The following is a 25716-nucleotide window of genomic DNA, read 5'->3' as shown; positions in this document are numbered from 1 at the left end:
CATTGATTCAGGCGCTGCGGCGAATGACAAAAATGTCATTCGCCGGTCATGGTTCAGTGCCGGTTGCGGGGTGATGATCATCACCACTTAAACCCTGCCAAGGAATCACTCATGAAGACTGCTCTGTCCACTACGTTCGGCCTGCTGTTGCTCAGCGCCGCTGTCATGACCCAGGCCGCCGACATGCCGGTGGTCAAACCCATGCGCGGCACTGTCGACAGCGTCCAGGCCGACACCCTGAGCTACACCACGCGCGCCGGTCAGCACCAGACCATCACCCTCACTGACAAAACCGGAATCCGCCTGGTGTCCAAAGCCGATCTGGACTCGATCAAGGCCGACAGCTTCGTCGGTTCCGCCGCGATTCCCCAGGCTGACGGTTCGTTGAAAGCGCTGGAAGTCACGGTATTCGAAGCCAGCCTCAAAGGCAGCGGCGAAGGTCACTATGGCTGGGAAAACGCCGACGGCAGCACCGGCACCATGACCAACGGCACGGTGGGCAAATTGTCCAAAGCCAACGGTCGCACCCTGACCGTGTTGTATAAAGGCGGCGAGAAACAATTGGTGGTACCTGAAAACGTACCCATCGCCTATGTTGAACCGGGTCAGCGCAGCGAATTGAAAGCCGGTGCGAAGATCGTCCTGTTCCCCGCTGATGACGGCAAATCCGCCCGTGGCGTAGCGGTCGGCAAGGATGGTTTTACTCCGCCGATGTAAGACGGCTTTTGTTAAATCCCGCAGGACCGGCTTCAGCCGGGAGGGCTGTGTCTTTGAAGAAACAGATGCAGCGAATGTATTGGCGTCCTCCCGGCTAAAGCCGGTCCTACGGGTTCAGCGTCAACACGCCCGGGAGATAAATAATGAAAACCCGCAGCATCCATCCCTGGCCCGTGCGCCTGACCCACTGGATCAATGCCTTGGGCATGGTCGGCATGTTCATGAGCGGCTGGGCGATTTACAACGCGTCGCCGCTGTTCGGCTTCACCTTCCCCAAACAACTCACCCTGGGCGGTTGGCTCGGCGGTTCCATTGCCTGGCATTTTGCGGTGATGTGGCTGCTGGTGATCAACGGCCTGGCGTATGTGCTGTACGGCGTGTTCAGCCGTCACTTCAAACGCGACCTGCTGCCGGTGCATGCCAGCGCAGTGAAGCGCGACGTGGTCGACGCCCTGCGTTTGCGTCTGGCTCATGAGCACGGCCGCTATAACGCGGTGCAGCGCCTGATGTATTGGCTGGTGCTGCTGATGGGCGTGCTGGTGGTACTGACCGGACTGGCGATCTGGAAGCCCGTGCAGTTTCAGGAACTGGCCAGCCTTTTTGGCGGCTTCGACTTCGCACGTTATGTGCATTTCGGTGCGATGGCGGCCATCGGCGCGTTTGTCATCGTCCACCTGGCGCTGGTGCTGATTGTGCCGCGCACCCTGCTGCCGATGATTACCGGCGGCAAACGACCTCTTGCAAACGGGGAGACCGGTCATGAGTGACCCCAAGCCACGCCCGACTCAACGCATCCGCCTGGAACCCGCGCAGCAGACCCAGTTGATCAATATTCAGCGCCGCTCGTTTTTGCGCGCCGGGCTGACTGTAGGCGCCATGTCGATGCTCACCGGCTGCAACCTGCAAGATGGCGATCAGGTCGACAAAGTGCTGTGGGCCATGTCGCGCTGGAATGACCGGGTGCAGGCCTGGTTGTTCAGCGGCCAGAAACTCGCGCCGACCTACAGCAAGGCGCAGTTGACCCAACCGTTCCCGTTCAACGCGTTTTATCCCGAATACAACGTGCCGGATCTGGATATTTCCGATTACAAGCTGGAAGTGTCCGGGCTGGTTCGCGACAAGCAGTCATGGAATCTGGACAGCCTGCGCAAACTGCCGCAGCGCACTGACATCACTCGTTTGATCTGTATCGAAGGTTGGAGCGCCATTGGCCAATGGGGCGGCGTGCCGTTGCGCACCTTCCTTGAACACATCGGTGCCGACACCACGGCTAAATTCGTCGGTTTCAAATGCGCAGACCGCTACTACTCAAGCCTGGACATGCCCACGGCGTTGCACCCGCAAACCTTGCTGGCGCTGGATTTCGGTGAGGTGGCGTTGCCGCCGGATTATGGCTATCCATTGCGCGTACGCGTGCCGACCAAACTGGGCTTCAAGAACCCCAAGCACATCGTCGAGCTGATCGTGACCAACGAGAACCCGGGCGGGTATTGGGAGGATCAGGGGTATAACTGGTTTAGCGGGGTGTAAGGCGGAGGTTTTGATTGTGGGACCGGCTTTAGCCGGGAGAGGACCGTTAACCTCGACACATTTCTATGGTCTTCACGACCGTTCTCCCGGCTGAAGCCGGTCCTACGACAAGCGCGTTGCAGGCGGGGATCTTGATTGTCCCGAAGGACCGGCTTTAGCCGGGAGAGGACCGTTAACCTCGACACATTTCTATGGTCTTCACGACCGTTCTCCCGGCTGAAGCCGGTCCTACGACCCGGAGGGCCGGTCCAACCTTTGACTCAGTTCAAACCCAGCTTGCCACGCAAAGTGGACAAGTCTTCAGCCAGTGTATTGACCGGGCCAACCAGCGCCTTGCGGTCGTTTTCCTTCACTTTGTCGTAAGTCTCGAAACCGCCATCCTTGGTCTTGTACTTGGCCAGGATCTTGTCCACGGTGGCGAAGTTCTTGTCGACCTTGGCCGCGAAGACTTTGTCGGACTTCTCGATCTGTGGGCGGAACAGGTCGACGATTTTCTTCGCGCCGTCGATGTTGCCCTGGAAGTCATACAGATCGGTGTGGCTGTAACGGTCTTCTTCACCGGAAATCTTCGTCGCGGCGACTTCTTCAAGCAGCGCAGCGGCACCGCCGACCACTTTCTCTGGCGGGAAAGTCAGGCCGGAAACGCGGGTTTCCAGGTCGTTCACATCAGCCATCAGCTTGTCAGCAATCGGCCCTTGATCCTTGGTGGTGTTCTGCGAAAACAGCGCGTATTCCAGGCGATGGAAACCGGTGAAGTCTTCAGCGTTCACGCCTTTTTCGTGGTCATCGACGCGTGAGTCGATAGAAGCGTCCAGGTCGCTGAACAGCTCAGCCATCGGCTCGATTTCTTCGTAGAACACACGAGTCGGCGCGTACAGCTTCTTGGCCGTCGCCAGGTCGCCTTTCTTCACCGCGTCAGTGAATTTCTGGGTGTGGCTGACCAGCTCGCCGATCTGCTCGGTGACGTAGATCTTGTAGTCCGACACCGGCCCTACCAGGTCAAGCGGCGCAGTCGCGGCGAAAGCCGACAATGGGGTCTGAAACAAACCAACGGTGAGCAGCAAAGCAAAAGGTAACTTTTTCATAGGACTCTTCCTGTTGAGGTGGTAGGGCTGTCTGAGTTGAAAGTCATGCAGTTTTAGTGGCAGTGGCCGACGCCTGAAGCAGCGAGCGACCAATGAAATCCTGAGTGTCGACAACGCCGGGCAGGGTGAAGAAATACCCACCGCCAACCGGCTTGAGGTATTCCTCCAACGGCTCGCCGTTCAGACGGGTCTGCACGGTGATAAAGCCTTTTTCCAGATCGGACTGGTAACAGATGAACAGCAGGCCCATGTCGAGCTGACCGTTCTTGTTGACGCCGTTGGAGTAGTTGAACGGCCGACGCAGAATCAGGTTGCGCTGGGTTTGGGCGGTACGTGGATTGGCCAGGCGAATATGCGAATCGAGTTTGGTCTTCTTGCCGTGCGGGTCGGCAACGTAGTTCGGCACATCGGTTTCAACCTTGCCGTCCATGGGCGCGCCCGTAGTCTTGACCCGGCCGAAAATCGCTTCCTGTTCCTGCAGCGGCGTGCGGTCCCAGCGTTCGACAAAATTGCGAATGATGCGCACCGCCTGATAGCTGCCATTGGCAGCCCAGCTCGGCTCGTCGCTGCCGGTCTGAACCCAGACCAGCTCGTTCATGGCTTTCTGGTCGTTGGAATCCGGGTTGGCGGAACCGTCGCGGAAACCGAGGAAATTACGCGCGCTTTCCGGCGGCTGCTCGGGCTTTTTCGGCGCTTGCGGCGGCACCGTGCCTTCCTGTTTCCAGCGCACCAGCAGCAGGTCCGGCAGATTTTTCACGATGTCGCGCAGGGCGTGAATGTTGCTGTCAGCGCTGTTGGCGCAGAACTGGATGCTCAGGTCGCCATGGCAGCTGTCGGCTTCAAGGGCGTCATTGGGAAAACCGACCATGCGGCTCAGGCGCTTGGGCTTGACGGCTTCCAGGCCGAAACGCTCGTCGAACAGCGACTCGCCCACCGAAACGGTGATGGTCAGGTTGTCCGGCGTGACGACCGGGCCGAGGATGCCGGAATCCACAGGCGGGAATTTCGGATCAACCTCAGGCACCGGGCCGCCGGTCATCAGGAAGGCGATGCGCTCGTTCAGCGTGCGGAACAGACGCTCCAGGTCTTCCCGGTCGGCGGCCAGCACGTCAAACGCCACCAGCATGCCGGAGGCCGGGCGCGGGTTGACGATGCCGGTCTGATGCACGCCGAAAAACAGGTTGCGGTCTTCGGTCTTTTCGCTTTTCGGCGCTTCAGTCACTTGCGCCGGGGCGGCGGCCAGCACGTTGCCGCTCAGGCTGCTGCCTGCCAGCGCCGCACCCGCCGCGCCGAGGCCCAGCAGGACGCGGCGACGTTGGGCCGATTGGGGGGCGTTGCTGTTGTCTGAATCGTTCATGGCTGTTTTCTTTGCTCGCTATCTGAAGGCGAAACCAGGACTGTAGGACCGGCTTTAGCCGGGAGAGCGGTGTTCCATATCCCGCATTCGTATCAGTTTTACCGACGTTCTCCCGGCTAAAGCTGGTCCTGCAGCGACCATGGCATCTCGTAAATCACCGCAATGGCATCAATCAAAGGCCGGACAGGCCAAGTGCTGGATCAATCCCATCCAGCGCATCCGCCAATGCCTTGGCCTTGTCGGCGATCAGCTTGCGCTGGTCGGCGTTGACCTGATCGTACGGGCGATAGCCGCTGTCGGTTTTCAGGCCATTGAGTTCGGTGTCCAGTGCCGCCGCTGCACCATCGATTTTTTGCAGCAGTTCGCCGGAGTTCTTGGCCAGCAGCGGACGAACCAGATCGACCACCTTGCGCGTGCCTTCCAGGTTGGCGGCGAAGCCGTTGAGGTCCAGATGGCTGTAACGCTCTTCTTCGCCGTTGCTGCGGATCTCGGCCAGGCTGCGCATGTTGCGGGTGATGATGCTCGCCAGCTGCTCGGGCGCCATGTTCTGCGCCAGCAGCTGCTGTTTGAGGGTGGTGACGTCGGTGTGCAGGCGCTGCGCAATCGGCGCCAGGCCGTCGACGGTTTTCTTGTCGAACAGCGCGTATTCAATCCGGTGGAAGCCGCTGAAACCTGGGTCTTGCTCGCGTTTTTCGTAGTAATCGGCGCGGGCATTGATGGCGTTGTCCAGCTCGGACAAGCGCTGCGCGGCCGGGGCAATCCGCTGATAAGCGGCGCGGGCCGGGGCGTAAGCGGCTTGTGCGGCGCTCAGGTCACCGGCTTCAATGGCGTGTTGCAACGCGGTTACGGCCTTGATCAGCGCCGAGCCCTGCATGCTCAGGTACACGCGGTATTCAGACAGCGGACCAATGAACGCCACCATCGATGGGCGAGCCTTGGCGTTGGCATCGGATTCAGCCGTCGGCGTGACGTGCAGCGTGCCGCGCGGATTGCTCAGCAGGCCACACGTGATCGCGTAATCGCCGGGCAGCAGGTTGGCGTTGATCACCTGGCTCAGGCCCGGCGCAATGTTTTCCCGTTCCTCGACCACCAGCACGCCATCAAGGATTTCCCACTCGACGGCCCGCTCGGAACGATTGACGATGCGGAAGGCGTTCTTGCCTGCAGCAACGGTGAGGTCATTGGGCTCGCAAGCGTGAGCATGAATGGTGACCACGGTTTCCGCGTTGGTACTGGCGGCGCGTTTTTTCATGGCGTTCTGCGAGGCGTAATAGAACAACCCGCCGGCCGCGATCATGACGACCACCGAACCGGCGAGGGCCAATCGCAAGGCGCGGGGAGGCTTGGCTTTCTCTGAAAGCCCTGTGGGACGATTCGACATGTGTGCCCTTATTCGTTCGTAGCTGAAGAGGGGTGCGGATGCGCGGGCCGGGTGGGCAGACTCACCACCGGGGCGCTGGGCATGAAGAACAGCACCAGCGCGACGACCAGGTAAATCACATACACGCTGAGGGTGCTGATGGTTGGCGCATCCTGATAACCGAACATGCCTGCCAGCACCGAGCCGGTCGGGCCGTCCATCGGCAGCGTGGCGCTGAAATCGAAGACCACGGTTTGCAGGTGATTCCAGATCCCGGCTTCATGCAGTGCCTGTACCGAATTGGCGAGAATCCCGGCGGCAACCACCAGAATGAACAGACCGGTCCAGCGGAAAAACAGGCTGAGGTTCAGGCGCATGCTGCCGCTGTAAATGGCGAAACCCACGGCAATCGCAATGATCAGGCCGAGCAGGGCACCCAATGGCGCGCCGGGGCCTTCGCTCTGCTGAAAGACGGCGAGCAGGAAGAACACGGTTTCCAGACCTTCACGGGCCACGGCGAAAAACACCATGGCGATCAACGCGTAGGTCTGGTTCTTCGAACCGGCGAGGGCGGCATCCAGGGACATGTGCAATGAATGCTTGATCGAGCGCGCGACCTTGCGCATCCAGAACACCATGGAACTGAGGATGCCCACGGCGACCAGGCCGACGACGCCTTCGAACAGTTCCTGCTGTTTTTGCGGGAATTCGGCGCTGACCATTTCCAGGCCACCGCCGACGAACAACGCCAGGGCAGCGGCAAGGAAAACACCAATCCACACAGCGGGCATCCACTCCCCGCGACCGGTCTGTCTCAGATAACTGGCGATGATGCCAACGATAAGCGCGGCTTCAATCCCTTCGCGCAGCATGATCAAAAAAGGAACGAGCATGTTTCACCAAGGTTTTTTGCTGTAGGCTGATTCGTTTCAGCGGATCAGGAAATCACTGATCTCTGAAACAATGCGTAACATAATGATACTCATTATTGAATGCGTATAGTTGTTTTTTTGAATGAGACAGGTTTCGCATTCTCGTTCAGGAAGGGTTCAGGCTCGTTGCCTGTAGGAGATTGCGCGTCGTCCGGATGCCGCGTTGTCGCATAGCAACACCGGAACATTTGGGACCGGATTTATCCGGGAAGGCGGTGTTTCTGACGACCAAATGCAGCGAATGATCCGGCCTCTTCCCGGCTAAAGCCGGTCCCGCGGGTTCCGGATCTGCCACGAGGTTTATAAAACGCTCAAAATCCCATACGCCAACTTCACCCGCGCTGCATTGGGATAATTCTTGTTGGCCAGAATTACGATGCCGATCTTCTTCTCAGGCACAAACGCCACATAACCCCCGAAGCCGTTGGTTGAGCCGGTCTTGTTGATCCAGGCGTTTTGCAAGGGCGCGATTGGCGGATTGATCGCCGTGACCGGCTGGGTTTCATACGCCATCTTGTTGGAGTTACCTTCCAGCAATGTCTCCAGTGACGCCGGGTAAACGTAATGCTCCCAGATCAGCGCCTGGGTCATTGCACCCACTTTGAAATACCCCGCATGGGTCTGCGCCAGGGCTTGTCTGATCGGCTCATCGACCTTCGCCGTCGCCATATTTGCCTCGACAAAATGCAGCATGTCTGTGGCGCTGGACTTCATGCCATACGCCTCAGTGCCCAGCACGCCGCCTTGCAGTCGAACCGGCAGGTCCTGTTTGTCATAACCCTGGGCGTACAGCGGCATTTTGCTTGCGGGCACCGTCAGCCAGGTATTGCTGAGCCCCAGTTTGGGCAATAGATCCTGCTCCATGGCCTCTGCAAATGGCTTGTTGACGGCTTTGGCGGTGATCATGCCGAGCATGCCGATGCTCGGGTTGGCGTAAGTCCGTTTGCTGCCTGCCGGGTACTGCGGTTGCCAGGCTTGCAAATACGCTATCAGCTGTTCGGTGTTCTGCACGGCATCCGGCACTTGCAACGGAAAGCCGCCTGCGGTGTGGGTGGCCAGATTCATCAACGTCACTTTGTCGAACGCGCTGCCTTTGAGCTGCGGCAGATACTGGCCGGGATGATCGTTCAGTGACAGCCGGCCGTTGACCTGAGCGAGGGTCGCCAGGGTCGCGGTGAACGTCTTGCTGATTGAGCCGAGTTCGAACAATGTGTCACTGCTGACCTTGGCCTGGGTGTCTTTGGCGGCAACACCAAAGTTGTAAAAGTGCTGTTGGCCATCAACGGTGAGCGCAATGGCGAGGCCGGGGATGTTGTATTGCTGCATCACGGCCTTGGCCGCATCGGTCACGGCGACGTCGATGTTTGCCGGGGCGGCAGTCGCCATGGCCATGCCGCCAAACATCAGACTGCATGCCACAAACAGCAGCCTGGTGCGGGAAGGGTAAATCGCGGACATCCAGGTTTCCTCGTATCCAGTAATCGGGCTCGCAGCCTATTGAGTGTGGCGAAGGCGACTCAATAAACCTTCTATCACAAAATATTTCCCACCAATTCCACGAAGCGTTGCGCGGCCGGACTCAGGCTCTGGTTGCTGCGGGTGATCAAGCCTATTTCCCGGCTGACGCCCGGATGCTCCACCGGCACCCTGATCAGATCGCCACGGCCTTCGTCGGCGGACTCCGGTAACAACGTCATGCCCAAACCCTGACGCACCAACGCCAGCACCGTCGACATATAGTTGGCTTCCAGCCCCGGCACCAATTCCAGCTGTTCTTCGGCGAACAACTGCTCCACCCGTTCGCGCACGCTGCTGTCGCGACCGGTCAGGATAATCGGCTGGCCGGCCAGCGCCGCGAGCTTGATCGACGAGTGTCTGGCCAGCGGATGCGCGTGCGGTACAAACAGGCACAGGCGATCGGTCATCACCACCTGAAAATCCAGACCATGGCTCATCCGGGCTTTGACGCCGAGGCCGAAATCCACTTCGCCTTCACGGACCAACGCGTCAATACGCTGCGCCACCACGTCCCGCAGGCGCACTTCGACGCCGGGAAACTGCTCGCGAAACTGGCGCAGCACCGGCGGCAGTGCGCCGGAGCACAGCGAGGGCAGGGCGGCAATGGTCACCACGCCCCGGCGCAGGGCTGCCAGATCCCGAGAGCCGGCAACAATGTTGTCCAGATCCAGTAGCAATTTTTCCATGGGCCGCAGATTGTTCTGCCCGGCCGCCGTGAGGCTGACGTGACGCGGACTGCGCTCCAGCAACGACACGCCGAGCCATTCTTCAAGTTGCTGGACCTGCACGGTGAGGGCCGACGGCGACAGATTCAACTCCAGCGCCGCCTTGGCGAAACTACCGCTGTGGGCGACGGCGAGGAAGGCGCGGATGTGCTGAATGGAATTCTTCATTTTGTTTTTCCGAATGTAGGGTGCTGAACATTTCAATTTACAAAGCTTACCTGTGTTTTCAATACTCGTTGAAAACAACAACAGCTCATCTCGCCGCGCCAGTGGTCAGGGATGACGAACAGGAAGTCCCTATGCTCGCCACCCTCGGTGTCATCACCATTCTCTGTTTACTCGCCGCCGTCATGAGTAAACGCCTTTCGCCCCTTGTCGCCCTCATCGCCTTGCCGATCATCGCCGCCTTGCTCGGTGGATTCGGCCTGCAAACCAGCGCCTTTATCATCACCGGGATCAAGAACGTCGCGCCGGTAGTCGGCATGTTCGTCTTCGCGATCCTGTTTTTCGGGGTCATGACCGACGCCGGCATGCTCGACCCGATCATCGACCGCATCCTGCGCACGGTTGGCACGCGGCCGACCCGCATCGTGATGGGCACCGCGCTGTTGGCGCTGCTGGTCCACCTGGATGGCTCGGGCGCCGTAACCTTTCTGGTGACCATCCCGGCCATGCTGCCCTTATATATGCGGCTGGGTATGGATAAACGGATTCTCGCCTGCGTCACGGCGATGGCCGCCGGGGTGAATTTTTTGCCCTGGACCGGCCCGGTGCTGCGCTCTTCGGCGGCCTTGCACGTGCCGGTGGCGGACTTGTTCCAGCCGCTGATCCCGGTGCAGATCGTGGGCCTGATATTTGTTTTCACTTGCGCCTGGTTCCTGGGCCGTCGCGAAGAAAAACGTCTGGGCCTCGGCGCAGGCGCGAAAGTGGATGTGGTGCCGCAACGGGTGCTCAGCGAGCATGAAGAAATACTGCGTCGGCCGCGTTTGTTCTGGCTGAACCTGGTGCTGACCATCGCCGTGATGGGCGTGATGATTTCCGGAATCGTCGATCCGGTGGTGATGTTCATGCTCGGCACCGTGCTGGCGCTGTGCATCAATTACCCCAACGTCGATGCCCAACGGGCGCGCATCGATGCCCACGCCAAGACCGCACTGACCATGGCCAGTATTCTGTTGGCGGCCGGGGTCTTCACCGGAATCATGCAAGGCACCGGCATGCTCAAGGCCATGGCCGAAGTGGCGGTGGCGCAGATTCCTGCGGGCCACGGCAAGTTGATCCCGATGGTGGTGGGCTTCCTGTCCATGCCGTTGAGCATGCTGTTTGACCCGGATTCGTTTTATTTCGGGGTGATGCCGGTGATTGCCGAAGTCGGCAAGGCCCTGGGCGTCGATCCGCTGCAAGTGGCTCAGGCCTCGTTGCTGGGCGTACACACCACCGGCTTTCCGGTCAGCCCGCTGACCCCGGCGACTTTTCTGCTGGTGGGCCTGTGCAAGATCGAATTGGCGGATCACCAGCGTTTCACCATCCCTTTCCTGTTCGCGGCTTCGGTGTTGATGACCCTGACCGCGCTGCTCTTGGGAGTCTTTTGATATGAAAACCTTGCGTATAGGCTCCGGTGCCGGTTATTCCGGCGACCGCATCGAGCCCGCCGTCGAGCTGGCCGAATATGGCGAGCTGGATTATCTGATCTTCGAATGCCTGGCCGAGCGCACCATCGCCCTGGCCCAGCAAGCGCGCCTGAACAACCCCGAATCCGGTTATGACCCGCTGCTCAGCGAGCGCATGCGCCGGGTGCTGCCCTTTGTCGGGCGCGGTGCCGAGGGTCAGGGTCGTCGTTTGCGGATTATCACCAATATGGGCGCGGCCAATCCTTTGGCGGCGGCCCGGGAAGTCCGCCGTATCGCCACCGAACTGGGCTTGACCGGTTTGAAGGTTGCGGCCTTGACCGGCGACGACGTGCTGGCTGCCTTGCAGGCCAATCCCGAGCAATTGCTGGATAACGGCGCAACCCTCGGATCCCTGGGCGAACGGCTGATTTCCGCCAACGCCTATATGGGCATCGAAGGCATCGTCGAGGCGCTGCAGGCCGATGCGGACGTGGTGATTACCGGGCGGGTTGCCGATCCTTCATTGTTTCTCGCGCCGCAGCTGTTCGAGTTTGGCTGGGCCGAGGACGACTGGACCTTGTTGGGACGCGGCACGGCAGTCGGGCATTTACTCGAATGCGCGGGACAGATCAGCGGCGGCTATTTTGCCGACCCTGGCTTCAAGGACGTGCCCGATCTGGCGCGCCTCGGTTTCCCGTTGGCGCAAGTGGATGCCTCGGGCGCAGCAGTGATCAGTAAAGTGGCGGGCTCGGGCGGGCGTATCGATACTGCGACCTGCACCGAACAGCTGATCTATGAAGTTCACGATCCGGCGGCGTATTTGACGCCGGACGTCAGCGCGGATTTTTCCGGAGTTTCATTCTCGGCTGTGGGCGAGAATCAGGTGCGGGTCAGCGGCGCGGATGGCCGCGCTCGCCCGCAAACCTTGAAGGTATCGGTGGGCTATCTCGATGGCTGGATCGGCGAAGGGCAGATTTCCTACGGCGGCCCCGGCGCATTGGCTCGGGCGCGGCTGGCGCGGGACGTGGTGCTGGAGCGTCTGAAACTCATGGGTGTGGTCTATGAAGACGTGCGCGCCGAGCTGATTGGCGTGGATGCCTTGCATGGCAGCGAACTGGGCTCGCGGGTGACCAGCGAACCTTGGGAAGTCCGCTTGCGGGTTGCCGCCCGCTGCGCCGACAAAGCCGAAGCGGTGCGCGTCGGCAATGAAGTGGAAACCCTTTATACCAATGGCCCGTATGGCGGCGGCGGGGCGACCAAGGCCTTGCGCCAGGTAGTAGCGGTGGCATCGTTGTTCGTGCCGCGCACTGCCGTCACGCCGATTGTGCATCTGGAGCAAACACCATGAGCGAACCGATCAAGCTGCGCGAACTGGCCCATTCCCGAACCGGCGACAAGGGCGATACCTCGAACATTTCCGTGATCGCCTATCGCGCCGAGGACTTTTCCCGGCTGCGTGACGCCTTGACCGTTGAACGGGTAACCGCCCACTTCCTCGAACTCCTCGATCCGACGGCTGGCCCGGTGCGGCGTTATGAACTGCCCAATGTGCACGCCCTGAATTTCGTCCTGCCCGGCATCCTGCGCGGCGGCGTCACCCGCTCCCTGGCGCTGGACGCCCATGGCAAGGCACTGGGCGCAGCGTTGCTGGATATTGAGGTTTGTTGATCGCGTGTTGCGACCCTGATAACCGTAAATACGCTCGTCGTTGACTGCGCTCAGCCGTGTTGCACCCCGGCACGCTTGAGCAATTGCTTGCAACGCTCGGACAAATGCACCACGCGCAAATGCTTGCCGGCCTTGCTGTAGCGCTCGCGCAAGGTCTTGAGTGCCGCGATGGCCGAGTAGTCGACGAAACTCAGATGGCGGCAGTCCAGCGTCACCTGGGCCGGATCATCGCCTGGGTTGAACTGGTTCAGAAAAGGCGTGGTGGAAGCGAAAAACAGCGTGCCATGCAGCTTATAGAGCTTGCTGCCGTCCGGCTCCAGATGCGTATCGGCATACAGTTCCCGGGCTTGCTGCCAGGCAAAGTTGATCGCGGCAATGACAATCCCGAACAGCACGGCGGTGGCCAGATCGGTAAACACCGTGACGGTGGTCACGGCAATGATTGCCAGCACATCGTTGACCGGGACTTTGCGCAACACCCGCAGCGAGGCCCAGGCGAAGGTTTGCTGGGACACCACGAACATCACGCCGACCAGCGCCGCCAGCGGGATTTCTTCGATCAGTGGCGAGAGAAACAGCACGAACATCAGGATCATCACACCGGCCACGACCCCGGACAAACGGCCACGGCCACCGGAATTGAGGTTGATGACGGTCTGCCCGATCATCGCGCAACCGCCCATGCCGCCACAGGCGCCGGAGGCGATATTCGCCATACCCAGTGCAATGCATTCGCGATCCGGCTGGCCAGCGCTTTCGGTGATTTCATCGGTAAGGTTCAGGGTCAGCAGGGTTTCCAGCAACCCGACTAGCGCCATCAGCACCACATACGGCGCGATGATGCGCAGCGTTTCCAGATTCCATGGCACTTGCGGCAGGGCCAGGCTCGGCAGCCCACCGGCAATGTGCGCCATGTCGCCCAACGTGCGGGTTGGCAGGTCGAGCAGGTAAACCAGCAAGCCGACGCCAAGAATCGCCACCAGCGCGGGAGGCGCGACGCGGGTCAGGCGCGGCAGCAGGTAAACGATGGCCATGGTCAGCGCAACCAGGCCGACCATCAGGTACAGCGGCGTCCCGCTGAGCCAGGTTTCGCCGGTCTTGAAGTGCTCCAGTTGCGCCAGCGCGATGACAATCGCCAGGCCGTTGACGAAACCGAGCATCACCGGATACGGCACCAGACGGATCAGTTTGCCCAGGCGCAGCAGGCCGAACAGCACCATCAGAATCCCCCCGAGCAGCACCGTGGCCAGCAAATACTGCACGCCGTGTTGCACCACCAGCGCAATGATCACCACCGCCATCGACCCGGCGGCACCGGAAATCATCCCCGGCCGACCACCGAACAGTGCGGTCAGGGTGCAGATAATGAATGCGCCATACAGGCCCATCAACGGGTTGAGATGGGCGACGAGGGCAAACGCGATGCACTCCGGCACCAAGGCAAAGGAAGTAGTGAGTCCGGCCAGGACATCGGCACGCATACGAGCTGGTTTCATGGTCTACCTGAAGTGCATGGGGCTCGATCAGCCGCCAACCGCGCAAAAAAGGAGCGATGTTACGGAATGTGACGCGGGGCGGCCAGCAGATTGGCGGGGTTTATGTGGGAGCGAGCTTGCTCGCGAATCGGCTAGTACATCCAGTAGATCTTCTGAGTCCAAAACGTCGCCTTCGCGAGCAAGCTCGCTCCCACAGGTGGAATGCGTTCATCCCGTGGGACCGGATTCATCCGGGATGGCGTCGGTGCAGGCACCACATCTGCGGCAGCGGTGGGTTCACCCCAAACATAGAATCTCCCGCAGCTCGCCGGTACCATCGCTCCTGCTTTATGATTGCCAGCTTTACCCTGACGAGCGGTGTTCGGATGACTGGCGTGTCCCCTTTGCAAGCCTGGCAACAGGCGGTCGAGCAGCGTGGTTTCCAGCCGGACCAGGCGCAATTGCAGGCCGCCCGGGAGTTGGAGGCTTGCTATCTGGCCTTGGGCAACCATCCGCGCAGTGCCAAAGGGGTTTATCTGTGGGGACCGGTCGGGCGCGGCAAGACCTGGCTGATGGATCGTTTTTTCGAGAGCCTGACAGTGCCTGCCCGGCGCCAGCATTTTCATCACTTCATGCGCTGGGTGCACAAGCGCATGTTCGAGTTGATGGGCACTGCCAAACCGCTGCACGTGTTGGCCAGGGAACTGGCGCGGGACGTGCGCGTGCTGTGCTTCGACGAGCTGTTTGTCAATGACATCGGCGATGCGGTGATTCTCGGCGGCCTGTTGCAGGTGATGTTCGAAGAAGGCGTGGTGCTGGTCTGCACGTCCAACCAGCCGCCCGAGCAGCTGTACATCAACGGGCATAACCGTGAGCGTTTCCTGCCGGCGATTGCCGCGATCAACCGCTATATGAATGTGCTCACGGTAGATGGTGGCGAAGACCATCGTTTGCATCCTGGGCAGTTGCATCAGCGTTACTGGATCACCGAGCCGGGTCGGCCGAGCGCGTTGGGCGGGATTTTCGACGCACTTAGTGTCGGCCAGACGGTTTCTACCGATGTTGTGCCCGTGGGCCATCGCACCATCAACTGCGTGCGCAACAGCGAAACAGTGCTGTGGTGTCGCTACGCCGAGTTGTGCGAGACACCGCTGGCGGCGATGGACTTCATTGAGCTGTGTGATCGTTTTTCAGCGGTGCTGGTCAGCGAAGTCCCGGCCCTCAGCGCACCCCAGCGCGAAGGCCGGATCGCGCGTGGCACCGAAGATGCCGTGGAGCAGGTCGCGGCGGGGGATCGCGAGTTGCCGCAGTTGTCGCCCCATGACGATGGCGTGCGGCGCTTCATCGCGCTGGTCGACGAGTGCTATGACCGACGCGTGCCGCTGTATGTCGAGGCGCAGGTGTCCATGGCCGAGTTGTACACCGAAGGTTATTTGTCCTTTGCTTTCCGCCGCACCTTGAGTCGCCTGCAGGAAATGCAACTGGAACGCTTCGTCGTGGCCTGATCGCGTTCAGGTTCGCCGCTGAACCAGCACGTGTTTGCTGCCTTCGAAGACCAGCACCAATACCGCCAGCCAGATCGGCAAATACGTCATCCACTCCTCACGGCTGATGCTTTCGCCAAGCAGCAGCGCGACGCCCACCAGCAGCACCGGTTCGACGTAACTGAGCAGGCCGAACAGGCTGAAGGGCAGCAAACGGCTGGCCACAATGTAGCTCACCAATGCCGACGCGCTGATCACGCCCAATATCGGAATCAACAGATACAACATCGGCGCTTGCTGGATGGCGGCTGGATTGCCGCTGATGATGAACCACACGCCCACTGGCAGCATCAGGGCCATGTCGAACCACAATCCGCCGAGGTTATCGATGGCCAGTTTGCGGCGCAGCACGAAATAGATCGGGTAGCCCAGCGCAACCAGCAGGGTTTCCCAGGAAAAACTGCCCAGGCGCAGCAGTTCATTCCCGACACCGATCATCGCGCAAAACGCGGCGATCTTTTGCAGACGTGACAGCCTTTCGCCATACACGATGCGTCCGGTGATGATCATGGTCAGGGGCAGCAGAAAGTAGCCCAGCGACACTTCCAGGCTGCGGCCATGCAACGGCGCCCACATGAAGATCTGCAATTGCGCGCCCAGCAATAGCGAGGACGCAGCCATGCCGAGCAGCAGCGTCGGTTGCTGCCGCAGGCGACTGGCGATCTTGCGCACCAGCGGCCAGTCGCCGCTCGACAGCAGAAACAGCGTGACGCAGGGCACAGTCAGCAACATACGCCAACCGAAAATCTCCTCGCCGCTCAAGGGCGTCATCAGCGAGGTATAAAAATACATGACCCCGAACAACACCGAGGCTGATACCGACAGCACTACACCTTTGTACACAGCCACCTCTTTTTTTGTTGTATTGCAGCGGCGCACAGTCTATCGGATCAAGGCGCTGTAGATGGGTCTGGTTGCGACATGCACCTCTGGCGATACATGTTCGGGCATCAGGATCAGCACGAAAGATTTGGATAACCGCCGACCTTTGCTAGGCTGCTGCGATTGCCCGGTCAAGCCCGACGGGTGTTCACAAGGAGCCTGCATGACTTCCATCAGCACCCCGGCGCAGACTGCGGCGGGACGACTGGAACAATTTTCCACCCGTGTGGCGTTTTTCATTGCCGGGCTGACCCTTGCCGCCTGGGCACCGCTGGTGCCTTACGCCAAAGCCCGGGTCGGGCTCGATGACGGTACGCTGGGTTTGCTGCTGCTCTGTCTTGGCGTCGGCTCGATTATCGCGATGCCATTGGCCGGTGCCTTGGCGGCGCGGTTCGGTTGTCGGCGGGTGCTGGTCGGTTCCGCCGCGATCATCTGCCTGTGTTTGCCGCTATTGGCGACGCTTTCCAGTCTGCCACTGTTGATTGCCACGTTGTTTGTGTTCGGCGCGAGCATGGGCGCGCTGGATTGCACGGTGAATATCCAGGCGATCATTGTCGAGCGGGCCAGCGGTAAAACCATGATGTCCGGCTTCCACGGGCTGTTCAGCCTGGGCGGAATCGTCGGTGCGGCGGGCGTTGCCGGGTTGTTGAGTCTGGGTGCGTCACCGCTGGTATCGATGCTGATCGTGGTAGCGTTCGTGGCACTTTGTCTGGTCAAGGCTGCGCCGCATCTGTTCAGTTACGGCAGCGAAAGCGACGGCCCGCCGTTTGCCATTCCCCGAGGCGTGGTGCTGTTCATTGGCCTGCTGTGCTTCACGGTTTTTCTCACCGAGGGCGCGATGCTCGACTGGAGCGCAGTGTTCCTCAGTTCCCTGCGCGGTGTTGAAACGTCCTACGCCGGGCTGGGCTATGCGGTGTTCGCCCTGACCATGACGTTAGGGCGCTTTTTTGGCGACGCTATCGTGCGGCGGGTCGGGCCGAATCGGGTGATCATCCTCGGTGGCTTGTGCGCGTCGGCGGGTTTGGCGATTGCCACGCTGGTTCCGTCATGGGAAGCCGCGCTGCTCGGTTATGCATTGGTGGGCGCGGGCTGCTCGAATATCGTTCCGGTCTGTTACAGCGCTGTCGGCCGCCAGAAAAGCATGCCGGAAAACGTCGCGGTTCCGGCGATCACGACCTTGGGTTACGCCGGGATTCTGATCGGCCCGGCGGGCATCGGTTTCATCGCCCACGCCAGCAGCCTGGAGCTGGCCTTCATGATCGTCGCCGTGATGTTGCTCGGCGTGGCGTTCGGTGGCAGTCGGCTCAGGGCCTGATACTGTTCTGCGCGGCCTGCACGCGACGCCGGACGATTCGCGCTCGCGCGTGGTCATACAACCAGTTAAACGCCAGGGTGTACGGCAGAAACAGCAACAGCAGGCCCGCGTCCAGCAGGAACGCTTCCAGCCAGCCGATGGACAGCCACCAGGCGGCCAGCGGGACGACCACCAGAATCAGTCCGCCCTCGAAACCCAGCGCATGGGCGATGCGCGCTTTGAGCGACAGGACGAAACCGAACCTGGCCCGCAACCGGTCGAACAGGGCATTGAACAGCATGTTCCAGAGCATCGCCACGGTGGAAATCATCACCGTCATGGCGCCCATCTTGCCCAGCGAATGGCCGAGCAGCCACGCCAGCAAGGGTGCGAACAGCAGCACGCCGATGATCTCGAAGAGCAGCGCATGCAGCGCGCGTTCCTTGATGGTTTTGCTGGGTTGTTGCATGGGAAGTTGACCTCTTGGATCTGGTGTTCAGTTGAAACCGGGCAGTTCATGACGTGCATTCTCATCGGTCATTGCGTTAAAGTGAAAATCGTTTCCATCGGAAAAACCGATACAAGGTGCCCATGAGTTATTCCCCCGAAGCCCTTGAGGCGTTTGCCCAGACCGTCGCGCTGGGTTCTTTCAGCGCTGCGGCGCGGCGCTTGGGCAAAAGCCAGTCGACCGTCAGCGAAGCCATTTCCCGGCTGGAAATAGACCTGGGCCTGGAATTGTTCGACCGTTCGTCCAAGCATCCCGTCCTCACCGAGGCCGGCAAGGCCATGCTTGGGCGCATTGAAGATGTGCTTGCCGCTTCGGACAAGTTGCGCCGGGCAGCCGGGCGTCTGGCTGACGGGATGGAGCCGCGCCTGACGCTGGTATTGTCCGACGCCAATCAATTTGCCGACTTCGAAATCCGCATGGCCGAACTGGATCAACGCTTTCCCGAACTGGAACTGGAATGTGTCTTTGCCGAGCACGGCGATGCGATCAACCTGATTCAGTCCGGCCGCGCGTCGTTAGGCCTTTTGTCGGCGCAACCGAGCTATCCGCCGGAAGTCGGCTACGCGACCATTGCCGAACGCGCCGACTTCGGGCTGTTCGTCGGCCACAAGCATCCGTTGGCGGCCGAGCAGCAGGTCGATTATCAAAAACTCGCGGCCTATCGCGCGCTGCGCCTGAACACGCTGGTCGATCAGGGCGTGCCCACCGACGATTTGCCCATCAGCGGCCATCGGCCCTGGTCGGCGCCCAACTACCTGTTGCTGATGGACATGGCCGCGTTCGGTTTCGGCTGGTCGGCGTTGCCGCGCTGGCTGGTCAAAGGCTACGCCGACGGCAAGTTGAAGGAACTGGATGTTCCCGGCTGGCCGCGCAGTTCCGCCGTCGATGTGATCTGGTCAAGACAGCGCAGCCTTGGGCCAGCCGGAGCCTGGCTGCTGGAAACCTTCACCCGGCATCGCGGCGAGCGGTAGGGCTCAGATCCTGAAAGTGTTGACCAGTTGTTGCAGGCGATGGGACTGGTTTTCCAGTTCGGTACAGGCTTGCAGCGTGGACTGCAGGTTGCCGACCATCGCTTGATTCAAGTCGTTGATGTGGCTGATGTCCCGGTCCAGATTGTCCACCACGCAAGTCTGCTCTTCGGTGGCAGTGGCCATGGACAGGTTGATCTCGTCGATTTCGCCAATGCCCAGCAGCACACTGTCCAGCCGTTCCCCGGCCAGATTGGCGGCTTTGACGTTATCGTCACTGTGACGCTGGCTTTCCAGCATGGCATTGACGGCCCCGCTGGCGCCGACTTGCAGCTCCTCGATCATGCTGTGGATTTCCTGAGCCGATTGCTGGGTGCGATGGGCGAGGCTGCGCACTTCATCGGAAACCACGGCGAAACCACGTCCGGCGTCCCCGGCACGGGCCGCTTCGATGGCGGCATTGAGGGCGAGCAGATTGGTCTGATCGGAAATGCCTTTGATCACATCGAGAATGCGCCCGATCTTGAGGGTCTTGGCGTTGAGGCTTTCGATGTCCTGACGAGTGCTACCCACCTGTGATGAAAGCTGCGACATGGCGCTGATGCTGCGCTCGACCACTTGCCGTCCCTGCTGGGTCTGGTCCCTGGCGTCAGAGGCGCGGCTTGAAGCATGAGCCGCGCTGCGGGCGATTTCCTGGGCAGCGGCGCCCAGCTCGTTGATCGCCGTGGCGACGTTATGGGTCAGGGCGGCCTGGGTGTCGGAGCTTTTCAATGATGAATGCGACGCCTGGCTGACCCGCGCCGCCAGTTCGGTAAGCTGGCTGCTGGACGTCAGTACTGCGCCAATGGACTGCTGAATGCGTTCGACAAAACGATTGAAGCCGCCGGCCATCACCCCGAATTCATCGCTGGAACGGCTGTGCAAGCGTTGGGTCAGATCGCCTTCACCTTCGGCGATCGCTTGCATCGCCGTGCCCATGCTGCGCAATGGCCGCAGCAAGGCGTTGATCAGCAAGCCCAGCAGTCCGACCGTGACCAGCACCGCAATCAGCGTGGCGATCAGCGCCGAGGTGCGAAACTCATGCAGGGCGGCGTAGGCTTTGTCCTTGTCGACTGAGAGACCGATGGACCAGTTCACCGACGGCAGGCCGCTGATGGGTGTGAAAGTCACGATTCGGGCCTTGCCGTTTTCCTGCACCTCGTTGAGTTGACTATTAATAGCAGGCGCTCCAGAAGGAAAGGCTTCGGTCAGGGTTTTGGTCACCAGGGTTTTGTCCGGATGCACCAGAATCTTGCCGTCGGCGCTGACCAGAAACGCATAGCCGATGCCGTTGAGGTCCACGGCGTTGATGATTTTTGCCAGCGTCTCCAGATTCAGGTTGGCGCCCAATACCCCGGCAGCTTTGCCGTCGACCTTGAGGGGTACGGCCTGGGTCATGACCAGATAATCGGTGCCCGCGCCGATGTAGGGTTCGGTCAGTACCGGCTTGAGGGTGCGTGCCGCGTCCTTGTACCAGGCGCGTTGCCGCGGATCGAAGCCGTCGGGCATCACGCGTTCCGGGCGAATCACGAAGCGGCCATCTTCAAGGCCGACATAGCTGGCGACGAACGTCGAGGTGACGCTGTTCTGCGCCAGGGTTTTGCCGATGGTGTCCGCAGTGGGATTGGCGGCGATGGTTTCGGCCAGGCCTTCAATCAGCAGAATCCGTCCGGCCAGCCAACTGTCGATGTTGGCCCCGAGGACTTTGCCCATGTTCTGTAAATTGCTGTGCAGCGCATCGCGGGTGCTGGCGGTTTGCCGATAGTCGTTGAACAGCGCAAACGACAGAAACACCGCAACCACGATGACGCACGCGCCGAGAAGAATCTTGTGGCCGAATTTCAAATTGATGCCCATGCGGCAACCCTCGTCTGATCATTTTTATGAAGTCCCCGCAGGCTCAGGGTTGATCGCAGATTTAACGAGCGCACTGGCTTTGTCGAACTAGAAAAGCTGATGGGCAGACGTGGAAATTGTTGTGGGCATTAAGGGGGCGGGATTGGCGTTTTTTGTATTGATCGCGCACTGTTCGGGAGCAGTTGCGGTTCGTTGACGAGGCTTGCTGTAGGAACGGCTTTAGCCGGGAGGGCTGTGGATGCTCTCGCGACTAAAGTTGCTCCTACGGCCGCTCCTACGGTCGCTCCTACGGTCAATTCGCGGGCGGGTGCCAACGATATTTCGTTTCTCCGAGGTTCAGCCAGCGTCCAGGACTTCTGCCCTGAAACCCGGGGGTAACTGCGCATCGAATTCCGCCACCACTTCCCGGGTCAGGCTGACGATGTCTTCCACCAGTTCCATGCCGGCGCCGGTGCGCCAGCTGGCGACGATGTCCATCACCGAGGGCAGGGGAATGCCGTCGAGCAGGGTCAGCACGCCTTGGGCCAGTTCGCCGCGCACCAGTGCGGCGGGCATGGCACCGATGCCGAAGCCATCACGCACCAGGCGGGTGATCGCCGACGCCGAGTTCACGCAGTTGATGCGCGGCGTGATGATGTTGGCGCTGTGCAGCATGTTGAGAATGTCCTGATGCGGCCGGGAGTTGCGCGAGAACGTGACGATGCGTTCCAGGGATAAATCTTCCAGAGAGGCATAGGTATGGTCGTAGCGGGAGCCGGCGGGCACCACCCAATGCATCGGATAACGGGTCAGCACGGCGTTGCGTACCGTGTCGAAGCGCAGTATGTCGGTCTGGAAAATAATGTCCTGATAGCCCTTTTCCAGCTGCGAACACAGATTGCTCGCGGTGTCGGCGGTCAGTTCGATCTCCAGGGCCGGGTAACACTTCATCAGGCGTGTTACCAAAGGGCTGAGCCAGGTGTGTATCACCGTATCCATTGCGCCGATGCGAATCCGCCCCCGCACCTGTCGCGGGTCCTTGATCGCGGCCTTCATGGTTTGCATGGTGTCCATGATGTGCTCGGCGTATTCCAGCACCCGCTGGCCTTCGGGCGTCAGCGAAACCCCCTTGGAATCACGCACGAACAGACGCACACCCATTTCGTCTTCCAGGGCCGCGATACGGCTGGAGATTGAGGCCTGGGTGCTGAACAGCTTTTCCGCCGTCAGGCGAAAGCTCTTCAATCGGGCGACCCAGACGAAGGTTTCCAGAAACTTGAGGTTCACCGCCGATCCTTTAGTTGAGGCCTTGAAGGGTGGCCTTGAATTGAGTGCTGACAGCGCTCCCATGTCCGAAACTCCGGATCGGCCCGCGTCAGCTATAGCCCCTGAAATTGCAGGTTATATGCCAGCACCGATACAGAAATTCTTATGAGGCATAGCGGTTTTTTCCCGTTGGACGCCAGAGGCAAGGCTACCGAAAGATTGACCTGGAACGAGAAAGGTCCCGCAACGCTGTTCTCATCACACCGTTGCGTCAAACCTTCAGGTCGCGGTTTTGCTTGTTGCGGCCATCCAATAATAACTGCGCTCTGCCAACAGTCGGTCGATACCGCTGCGCGCTCATGGAGAAAGTTTTCAATGAGCTACAACAATCAAAAATACATCTGCGCAATGCTGTTTGGTGGCGCTTCCCTGAGTTACGGGATGAGCGCCCATGCGGAATTTTTTGCTGACAGTAAAGGGGAACTGGAAGCCCGCAACTTCTACTTCAATCGCGATTTCCGTCAGGACGGCTCCCGGTATAAAGCCGAAGAATGGGCCCAGGGTTTTATCTTTCGGCTGCAATCGGGCTACACGGCGGGGACCGTGGGCTTTGGTCTGGACGCGTTGGGCATGGTCGGCTACAAGCTGGACTCCGGATCGGGCACCGGCGGCACCGGTTTATTACCGGCGGACCTGTCTTCCGGTGGCTCCCAGGACGAATACGGCAAGCTAGGGCTGACCGCCAAGGCGAAGATTTCCAAGACCGAACTCAAGGCCGGCACGCTGTTTTTCCGCAGCCCCATGGTGTCCTCCAATGACACCCGCCTGTTGCCGCAGACCTTTCGCGGTGCGCTGGTGACGTCCCAGGACATCGCCAACTTCAAGTTCACCGGCGGCCATATCGACCGCATCAAGGCCAACAGCTCGACCGACTTCACCGAGATGAGCGCCAACCGAATCGGCGGGCTGAGCAATGATTTCAGCTTTGGCGGCGGCGAGTATCAGGTCACCCCGCAGCTGGCACTCAGCGCCCATTACGGCCAGCTGGAAAACGTTTATCAGCAGTATTACGGCGGCCTGATCCACGTCTTGCCGCTGGGTGTCGGGCAGAGTTTCAAGACTGACCTGCGTTTCTCGAAAAGCAGCGAAGACGGCAACTTCCGTGACCTGGACAACCGCGCCCTGGGTTCGATGTTCACCTACAAACTCAATGCCCACGCCTTCGGTGCCGGTTACCAGCGCATGAGCGGCGATGATCCGTTTCCGTACATCACCGGCAGCGATCCGTTCCTGGTCAACTTCATCCAGATCGGCGATTTCGCCAATATCCACGAGCGTTCCTGGCAGGTTCGCTATGACTACGACTTCGCTTCTCTGGGCGCGCCCGGCCTGACCTTCATGAGCCGTTATGTGTCTGGCGACAACGTGGAGCGCGCGGCGGGCGGCGAGGGCAAGGAGTGGGAACGTAACACCGATATCGGCTATGTGTTTCAAAGCGGCACGCTGAAGAACCTGGGCGTCAAGTGGCGTAACGCGACGGTCCGCTCCAACTTCGGCAATGACCTGGACGAGAACCGCCTGATCGTCAGCTACACCGTGCCGCTGTGGTAGGGCCGGGATTGGCTTGATACCTGCGTAGGATTCGCCATGGATCGCCGAATCCTTCAAATCGGACCACCGAACGAGATTCCCATCATGCAAACCGCTATCAATCTCTGGCCGCTACTGGGCGTGCTGGTCATCATTATTGGCTTTGTGCTGCGCTTCAATCCGATGCTGGTGGTCGCCCTGGCGGCGGTCGCCACCGGGTTCGCCGCGAGCATGCCGCTGGACACCATTCTCGCCACCATCGGCACCGGCTTCATCAAGACTCGCACCTTGCCGCTGATCATTCTGCTGCCCCTGGCGGTGATCGGTCTGCTGGAGCGTCACGGCCTGCGCCTGCATGCGCAGAACTGGATCGCCCGCTTCACCAGCGCCACCGCCGGACGTCTGCTGATCGCCTATCTGTTTGTGCGCGAGACCACCGCTGCGTTGGGTTTGACCAGCCTTGGCGGGCACCCGCAAATGGTTCGCCCGTTGCTCGCGCCCATGGCCGAAGGCGCCGCTGAAGCGCGCTTTGGCAAGTTGCCGGAAGCCTTGCGCGTCAAGCTGCTGGCCATGTGTGCGGCCACGGATAACGTCGGTCTGTTCTTCGGCGAAGACATCTTTGTTGCCTTTGGCGCGATTGCCTTGATGCACACCTTCCTGCTGGGTTCGGGTATCGACGTCGACCCGATGCACATCGCGTTGTGGGGTATTCCGACGGCGATCTGCGCCTTTGTGATCCATGCGATTCGCCTGCATCGCTTTGATCGCCTGCTCAATCGCCAGTTGCAGCCCTTGCCGCAGTCCACCCCGCCAGCGGCCGCGCAGGAGAGCGTGTAATGATCATTTCAATTCAATACCTGTACTGGCTGGCGGGCGTCATTCTGGCGATCACCGCAGTGATGACCGTCACCGACACCACTAACCCCAAGCGCTGGAGCACCGGCCTGTTCTGGGGATTGTTCGCCGTCGCGTTTCTGGTGGGCGAGCGTTTGCCGCCAGCGATTGTGGGCGTGGGTGTCTTGGTCATGGCGGCGATTGCCGGGTTCGGCGGCGTCGGCTTCGGCAAGCATGAAGACCTGCCGGACAAGGCGCGCCGCGCCAGCGCCGGTCGGCTGGGCAACAAACTGTTTATTCCGGCATTGGCGATTCCGCTGGTGACCGTGGTTGGCGCGATGTTCCTCAAGAACATCAAGTTTGGCGATGTCGCCTTGCTCGATCCGGCCAACAGCACGTTCGTGTCCCTGGGCCTGGGTTGTCTGCTGGCCTTGGCGCTGGCCTGTTGGTTGACCCGGGATACGCCGGTGCAGGCCATGCGTGAATCCCGTCGTCTGACCGAAGCGCTGGGTTGGGCCCTGGTGCTGCCGCAGATGCTGGCGATGCTCGGCTTGCTGTTCAACGATGCCGGGGTCGGCAAGGCGGTGGCGCATCTGGCGACGGCTTATATCAACCTCGACTTCCGGCTGGTGGCGGTTTCGGTTTACGTGCTGGGCATGGCCTTGTTCACCATCGTCATGGGCAACGGTTTCGCGGCTTTCCCGGTGATGACCGGCGGCATTGGCGTACCGGTGCTGATCGGCATGTATGGTGGCAATCCGGCGGTGGTCGCGGCCATTGGCATGTTCTCCGGCTATTGCGGCACGCTGATGACGCCCATGGCCGCCAACTACAACATAGTCCCGGCAGCGTTGCTGGAGTTGCCGGACAAATACGCGGTCATCAAGGCGCAGATCCCCACGGCGCTGCCAATGCTGGTGGCGAACATCGTGCTGCTGTATTTCCTGATGTAATCCAACGCTATCGGCAAACAGCGCC

At 60.4% G+C, this 25716-nt stretch carries 23 protein-coding genes; 12 read left to right on the top strand and 11 right to left on the bottom strand.

Translation table 11 applies throughout. From position 1 onward, the window contains the following. Positions 1-111 precede the first annotated feature (111 nt). The 3 genes from CFII64_RS00315 (at position 112) to CFII64_RS00305 (ending at position 2247) form a co-directional block, all read left to right on the top strand. Positions 112-717, top strand: a complete 606-nt coding sequence (locus CFII64_RS00315; RefSeq protein ID WP_020288739.1) for a hypothetical protein — start codon at positions 112-114, stop codon at positions 715-717. Between the two features lie 143 nt (positions 718-860). After that, entirely contained in the window at positions 861-1484 is a 624-nt protein-coding gene (locus CFII64_RS00310) for a cytochrome b/b6 domain-containing protein (protein WP_020288738.1), read from the top strand. Next, the gene (locus tag CFII64_RS00305; protein ID WP_020288737.1) at positions 1477-2247 is read left to right on the top strand and encodes a molybdopterin-dependent oxidoreductase; all 771 of its coding nucleotides are present in this window, start codon (positions 1477-1479) and stop codon (positions 2245-2247) included. The genes CFII64_RS00310 and CFII64_RS00305 overlap by 8 nt, the downstream gene beginning before the upstream one ends. Positions 2248-2507: 260 nt before the next feature. On the opposite strand, the gene efeO (CFII64_RS00300) is transcribed toward CFII64_RS00305, so the two are convergent. From efeO (CFII64_RS00300) to CFII64_RS00275, 6 genes are all read right to left on the bottom strand, one after another. Continuing rightward, positions 2508-3332, bottom strand: a complete 825-nt coding sequence (efeO, locus tag CFII64_RS00300) for an iron uptake system protein EfeO (protein ID WP_020288736.1) — start codon at positions 3330-3332, stop codon at positions 2508-2510. Positions 3333-3375: 43 nt separating this feature from the next. Then, complete coding sequence (gene efeB / locus CFII64_RS00295) at positions 3376-4689, bottom strand: iron uptake transporter deferrochelatase/peroxidase subunit (RefSeq protein WP_020288735.1); 1314 nt, start codon at positions 4687-4689, stop codon at positions 3376-3378. Positions 4690-4861: 172 nt separating this feature from the next. Further along, positions 4862-6070 carry an iron uptake system protein EfeO gene (gene efeO / locus CFII64_RS00290; protein ID WP_020288734.1) on the bottom strand — a complete coding sequence of 403 codons (1209 nt, stop codon included), beginning with the start codon at positions 6068-6070 and terminating at the stop codon, positions 4862-4864. Between the two features lie 8 nt (positions 6071-6078). Then, a complete protein-coding gene (gene efeU / locus CFII64_RS00285) occupies positions 6079-6942 on the bottom strand; it encodes an iron uptake transporter permease EfeU (protein WP_020288733.1) in 864 nt (287 codons plus the stop codon). A 339-nt stretch (positions 6943-7281) separates the two neighbouring features. Then, complete coding sequence (ampC, locus tag CFII64_RS00280) at positions 7282-8439, bottom strand: class C beta-lactamase (protein WP_020288732.1); 1158 nt, start codon at positions 8437-8439, stop codon at positions 7282-7284. Between the two features lie 74 nt (positions 8440-8513). Continuing rightward, the gene (locus CFII64_RS00275) at positions 8514-9392 is read right to left on the bottom strand and encodes a LysR family transcriptional regulator (protein ID WP_020288731.1); all 879 of its coding nucleotides are present in this window, start codon (positions 9390-9392) and stop codon (positions 8514-8516) included. Positions 9393-9523: 131 nt separating this feature from the next. Here CFII64_RS00275 and CFII64_RS00270 point away from each other — a divergent pair, with 131 nt between their 5' ends. From CFII64_RS00270 to CFII64_RS00260, 3 genes are read left to right on the top strand one after another with little or no spacing between them, the layout of a single operon-like run. Next, positions 9524-10816: a CitMHS family transporter gene (locus CFII64_RS00270; RefSeq protein ID WP_020288730.1), complete on the top strand. Its 1293-nt coding sequence runs from the start codon at positions 9524-9526 to the stop codon at positions 10814-10816. A gap of 1 nt (position 10817) precedes the next feature. After that, positions 10818-12182, top strand: a complete 1365-nt coding sequence (locus CFII64_RS00265) for an acyclic terpene utilization AtuA family protein (RefSeq protein WP_020288729.1) — start codon at positions 10818-10820, stop codon at positions 12180-12182. Further along, positions 12179-12502 (top strand): hypothetical protein, encoded by a 324-nt coding sequence (locus CFII64_RS00260; protein WP_020288728.1) that lies wholly within the window; start codon positions 12179-12181, stop codon positions 12500-12502. The genes CFII64_RS00265 and CFII64_RS00260 overlap by 4 nt, the downstream gene beginning before the upstream one ends. A gap of 50 nt (positions 12503-12552) precedes the next feature. Here CFII64_RS00260 and CFII64_RS00255 read toward each other — a convergent pair whose 3' ends face one another. After that, complete coding sequence (locus CFII64_RS00255) at positions 12553-13998, bottom strand: SulP family inorganic anion transporter (protein ID WP_020288727.1); 1446 nt, start codon at positions 13996-13998, stop codon at positions 12553-12555. A gap of 365 nt (positions 13999-14363) precedes the next feature. On the opposite strand from CFII64_RS00255, the gene zapE reads away from it, so the two are divergent. Further along, positions 14364-15482, top strand: coding sequence for a cell division protein ZapE (gene zapE / locus CFII64_RS00250; RefSeq protein WP_020288726.1), 1119 nt, complete (start codon positions 14364-14366; stop codon positions 15480-15482). A 6-nt stretch (positions 15483-15488) separates the two neighbouring features. Here zapE and rarD read toward each other — a convergent pair whose 3' ends face one another. Further along, the gene (rarD, locus tag CFII64_RS00245; RefSeq protein ID WP_020288725.1) at positions 15489-16364 is read right to left on the bottom strand and encodes an EamA family transporter RarD; all 876 of its coding nucleotides are present in this window, start codon (positions 16362-16364) and stop codon (positions 15489-15491) included. Between the two features lie 202 nt (positions 16365-16566). On the opposite strand from rarD, the gene CFII64_RS00240 reads away from it, so the two are divergent. After that, complete coding sequence (locus CFII64_RS00240; protein WP_020288724.1) at positions 16567-17718, top strand: MFS transporter; 1152 nt, start codon at positions 16567-16569, stop codon at positions 17716-17718. Here the strand turns inward: CFII64_RS00240 and CFII64_RS00235 are convergent. Continuing rightward, positions 17708-18166 carry a multidrug/biocide efflux PACE transporter gene (locus CFII64_RS00235; protein WP_020288723.1) on the bottom strand — a complete coding sequence of 153 codons (459 nt, stop codon included), beginning with the start codon at positions 18164-18166 and terminating at the stop codon, positions 17708-17710. The two genes, CFII64_RS00240 and CFII64_RS00235, sit on opposite strands and share 11 nt — an antisense overlap. A 122-nt stretch (positions 18167-18288) precedes the next feature. Here CFII64_RS00235 and CFII64_RS00230 point away from each other — a divergent pair, with 122 nt between their 5' ends. Then, complete coding sequence (locus tag CFII64_RS00230) at positions 18289-19176, top strand: LysR family transcriptional regulator (RefSeq protein WP_020288722.1); 888 nt, start codon at positions 18289-18291, stop codon at positions 19174-19176. A 3-nt stretch (positions 19177-19179) separates the two neighbouring features. Here the strand turns inward: CFII64_RS00230 and CFII64_RS00225 are convergent, their stop codons facing one another. Both CFII64_RS00225 and CFII64_RS00220 read right to left on the bottom strand, forming a co-directional pair. Continuing rightward, entirely contained in the window at positions 19180-21069 is a 1890-nt protein-coding gene (locus CFII64_RS00225; RefSeq protein WP_020288721.1) for a methyl-accepting chemotaxis protein, read from the bottom strand. A 336-nt stretch (positions 21070-21405) separates the two neighbouring features. Continuing rightward, a complete protein-coding gene (locus tag CFII64_RS00220) occupies positions 21406-22335 on the bottom strand; it encodes a LysR family transcriptional regulator (RefSeq protein WP_020288720.1) in 930 nt (309 codons plus the stop codon). 354 nt (positions 22336-22689) lie between these two features. Here CFII64_RS00220 and CFII64_RS00215 point away from each other — a divergent pair, with 354 nt between their 5' ends. The 3 genes from CFII64_RS00215 (at position 22690) to CFII64_RS00205 (ending at position 25691) form a co-directional block, all read left to right on the top strand. Then, on the top strand, positions 22690-23925 hold the full coding sequence (locus CFII64_RS00215) for an OprD family porin (protein ID WP_020288719.1): 1236 nt from the start codon (positions 22690-22692) through the stop codon (positions 23923-23925). A gap of 84 nt (positions 23926-24009) precedes the next feature. Beyond that, positions 24010-24741, top strand: coding sequence for a DUF969 domain-containing protein (locus CFII64_RS00210; protein WP_044901065.1), 732 nt, complete (start codon positions 24010-24012; stop codon positions 24739-24741). Then, entirely contained in the window at positions 24741-25691 is a 951-nt protein-coding gene (locus tag CFII64_RS00205; protein ID WP_020288717.1) for a DUF979 domain-containing protein, read from the top strand. Before CFII64_RS00210 ends, CFII64_RS00205 begins: the two co-directional genes overlap by 1 nt. Positions 25692-25716 lie beyond the last annotated feature (25 nt).

Source organism: Pseudomonas sp. CFII64, from assembly GCF_000416235.1.
Taxonomy (GTDB): domain Bacteria; phylum Pseudomonadota; class Gammaproteobacteria; order Pseudomonadales; family Pseudomonadaceae; genus Aquipseudomonas.
Note: the sequence above shows the minus strand (reverse complement) of the source record. Positions and strands in the feature narration are given on the sequence as shown.

Coding starts and splice junctions, on each gene's coding strand:
- CFII64_RS00315 (WP_020288739.1), top strand. CDS start 112: ATGAAGACTGCTCTGTCCACTACGTTCGGCCTGCTGTTGCTCAGCGCC.
- CFII64_RS00310 (WP_020288738.1), top strand. CDS start 861: ATGAAAACCCGCAGCATCCATCCCTGGCCCGTGCGCCTGACCCACTGG.
- CFII64_RS00305 (WP_020288737.1), top strand. CDS start 1,477: ATGAGTGACCCCAAGCCACGCCCGACTCAACGCATCCGCCTGGAACCC.
- efeO (WP_020288736.1), bottom strand. CDS start 3,332: ATGAAAAAGTTACCTTTTGCTTTGCTGCTCACCGTTGGTTTGTTTCAG.
- efeB (WP_020288735.1), bottom strand. CDS start 4,689: ATGAACGATTCAGACAACAGCAACGCCCCCCAATCGGCCCAACGTCGC.
- efeO (WP_020288734.1), bottom strand. CDS start 6,070: ATGTCGAATCGTCCCACAGGGCTTTCAGAGAAAGCCAAGCCTCCCCGC.
- efeU (WP_020288733.1), bottom strand. CDS start 6,942: ATGCTCGTTCCTTTTTTGATCATGCTGCGCGAAGGGATTGAAGCCGCG.
- ampC (WP_020288732.1), bottom strand. CDS start 8,439: ATGTCCGCGATTTACCCTTCCCGCACCAGGCTGCTGTTTGTGGCATGC.
- CFII64_RS00275 (WP_020288731.1), bottom strand. CDS start 9,392: ATGAAGAATTCCATTCAGCACATCCGCGCCTTCCTCGCCGTCGCCCAC.
- CFII64_RS00270 (WP_020288730.1), top strand. CDS start 9,524: ATGCTCGCCACCCTCGGTGTCATCACCATTCTCTGTTTACTCGCCGCC.
- CFII64_RS00265 (WP_020288729.1), top strand. CDS start 10,818: ATGAAAACCTTGCGTATAGGCTCCGGTGCCGGTTATTCCGGCGACCGC.
- CFII64_RS00260 (WP_020288728.1), top strand. CDS start 12,179: ATGAGCGAACCGATCAAGCTGCGCGAACTGGCCCATTCCCGAACCGGC.
- CFII64_RS00255 (WP_020288727.1), bottom strand. CDS start 13,998: ATGAAACCAGCTCGTATGCGTGCCGATGTCCTGGCCGGACTCACTACT.
- zapE (WP_020288726.1), top strand. CDS start 14,364: ATGACTGGCGTGTCCCCTTTGCAAGCCTGGCAACAGGCGGTCGAGCAG.
- CFII64_RS00240 (WP_020288724.1), top strand. CDS start 16,567: ATGACTTCCATCAGCACCCCGGCGCAGACTGCGGCGGGACGACTGGAA.
- CFII64_RS00235 (WP_020288723.1), bottom strand. CDS start 18,166: ATGCAACAACCCAGCAAAACCATCAAGGAACGCGCGCTGCATGCGCTG.
- CFII64_RS00230 (WP_020288722.1), top strand. CDS start 18,289: ATGAGTTATTCCCCCGAAGCCCTTGAGGCGTTTGCCCAGACCGTCGCG.
- CFII64_RS00225 (WP_020288721.1), bottom strand. CDS start 21,069: ATGGGCATCAATTTGAAATTCGGCCACAAGATTCTTCTCGGCGCGTGC.
- CFII64_RS00215 (WP_020288719.1), top strand. CDS start 22,690: ATGAGCTACAACAATCAAAAATACATCTGCGCAATGCTGTTTGGTGGC.
- CFII64_RS00210 (WP_044901065.1), top strand. CDS start 24,010: ATGCAAACCGCTATCAATCTCTGGCCGCTACTGGGCGTGCTGGTCATC.
- CFII64_RS00205 (WP_020288717.1), top strand. CDS start 24,741: ATGATCATTTCAATTCAATACCTGTACTGGCTGGCGGGCGTCATTCTG.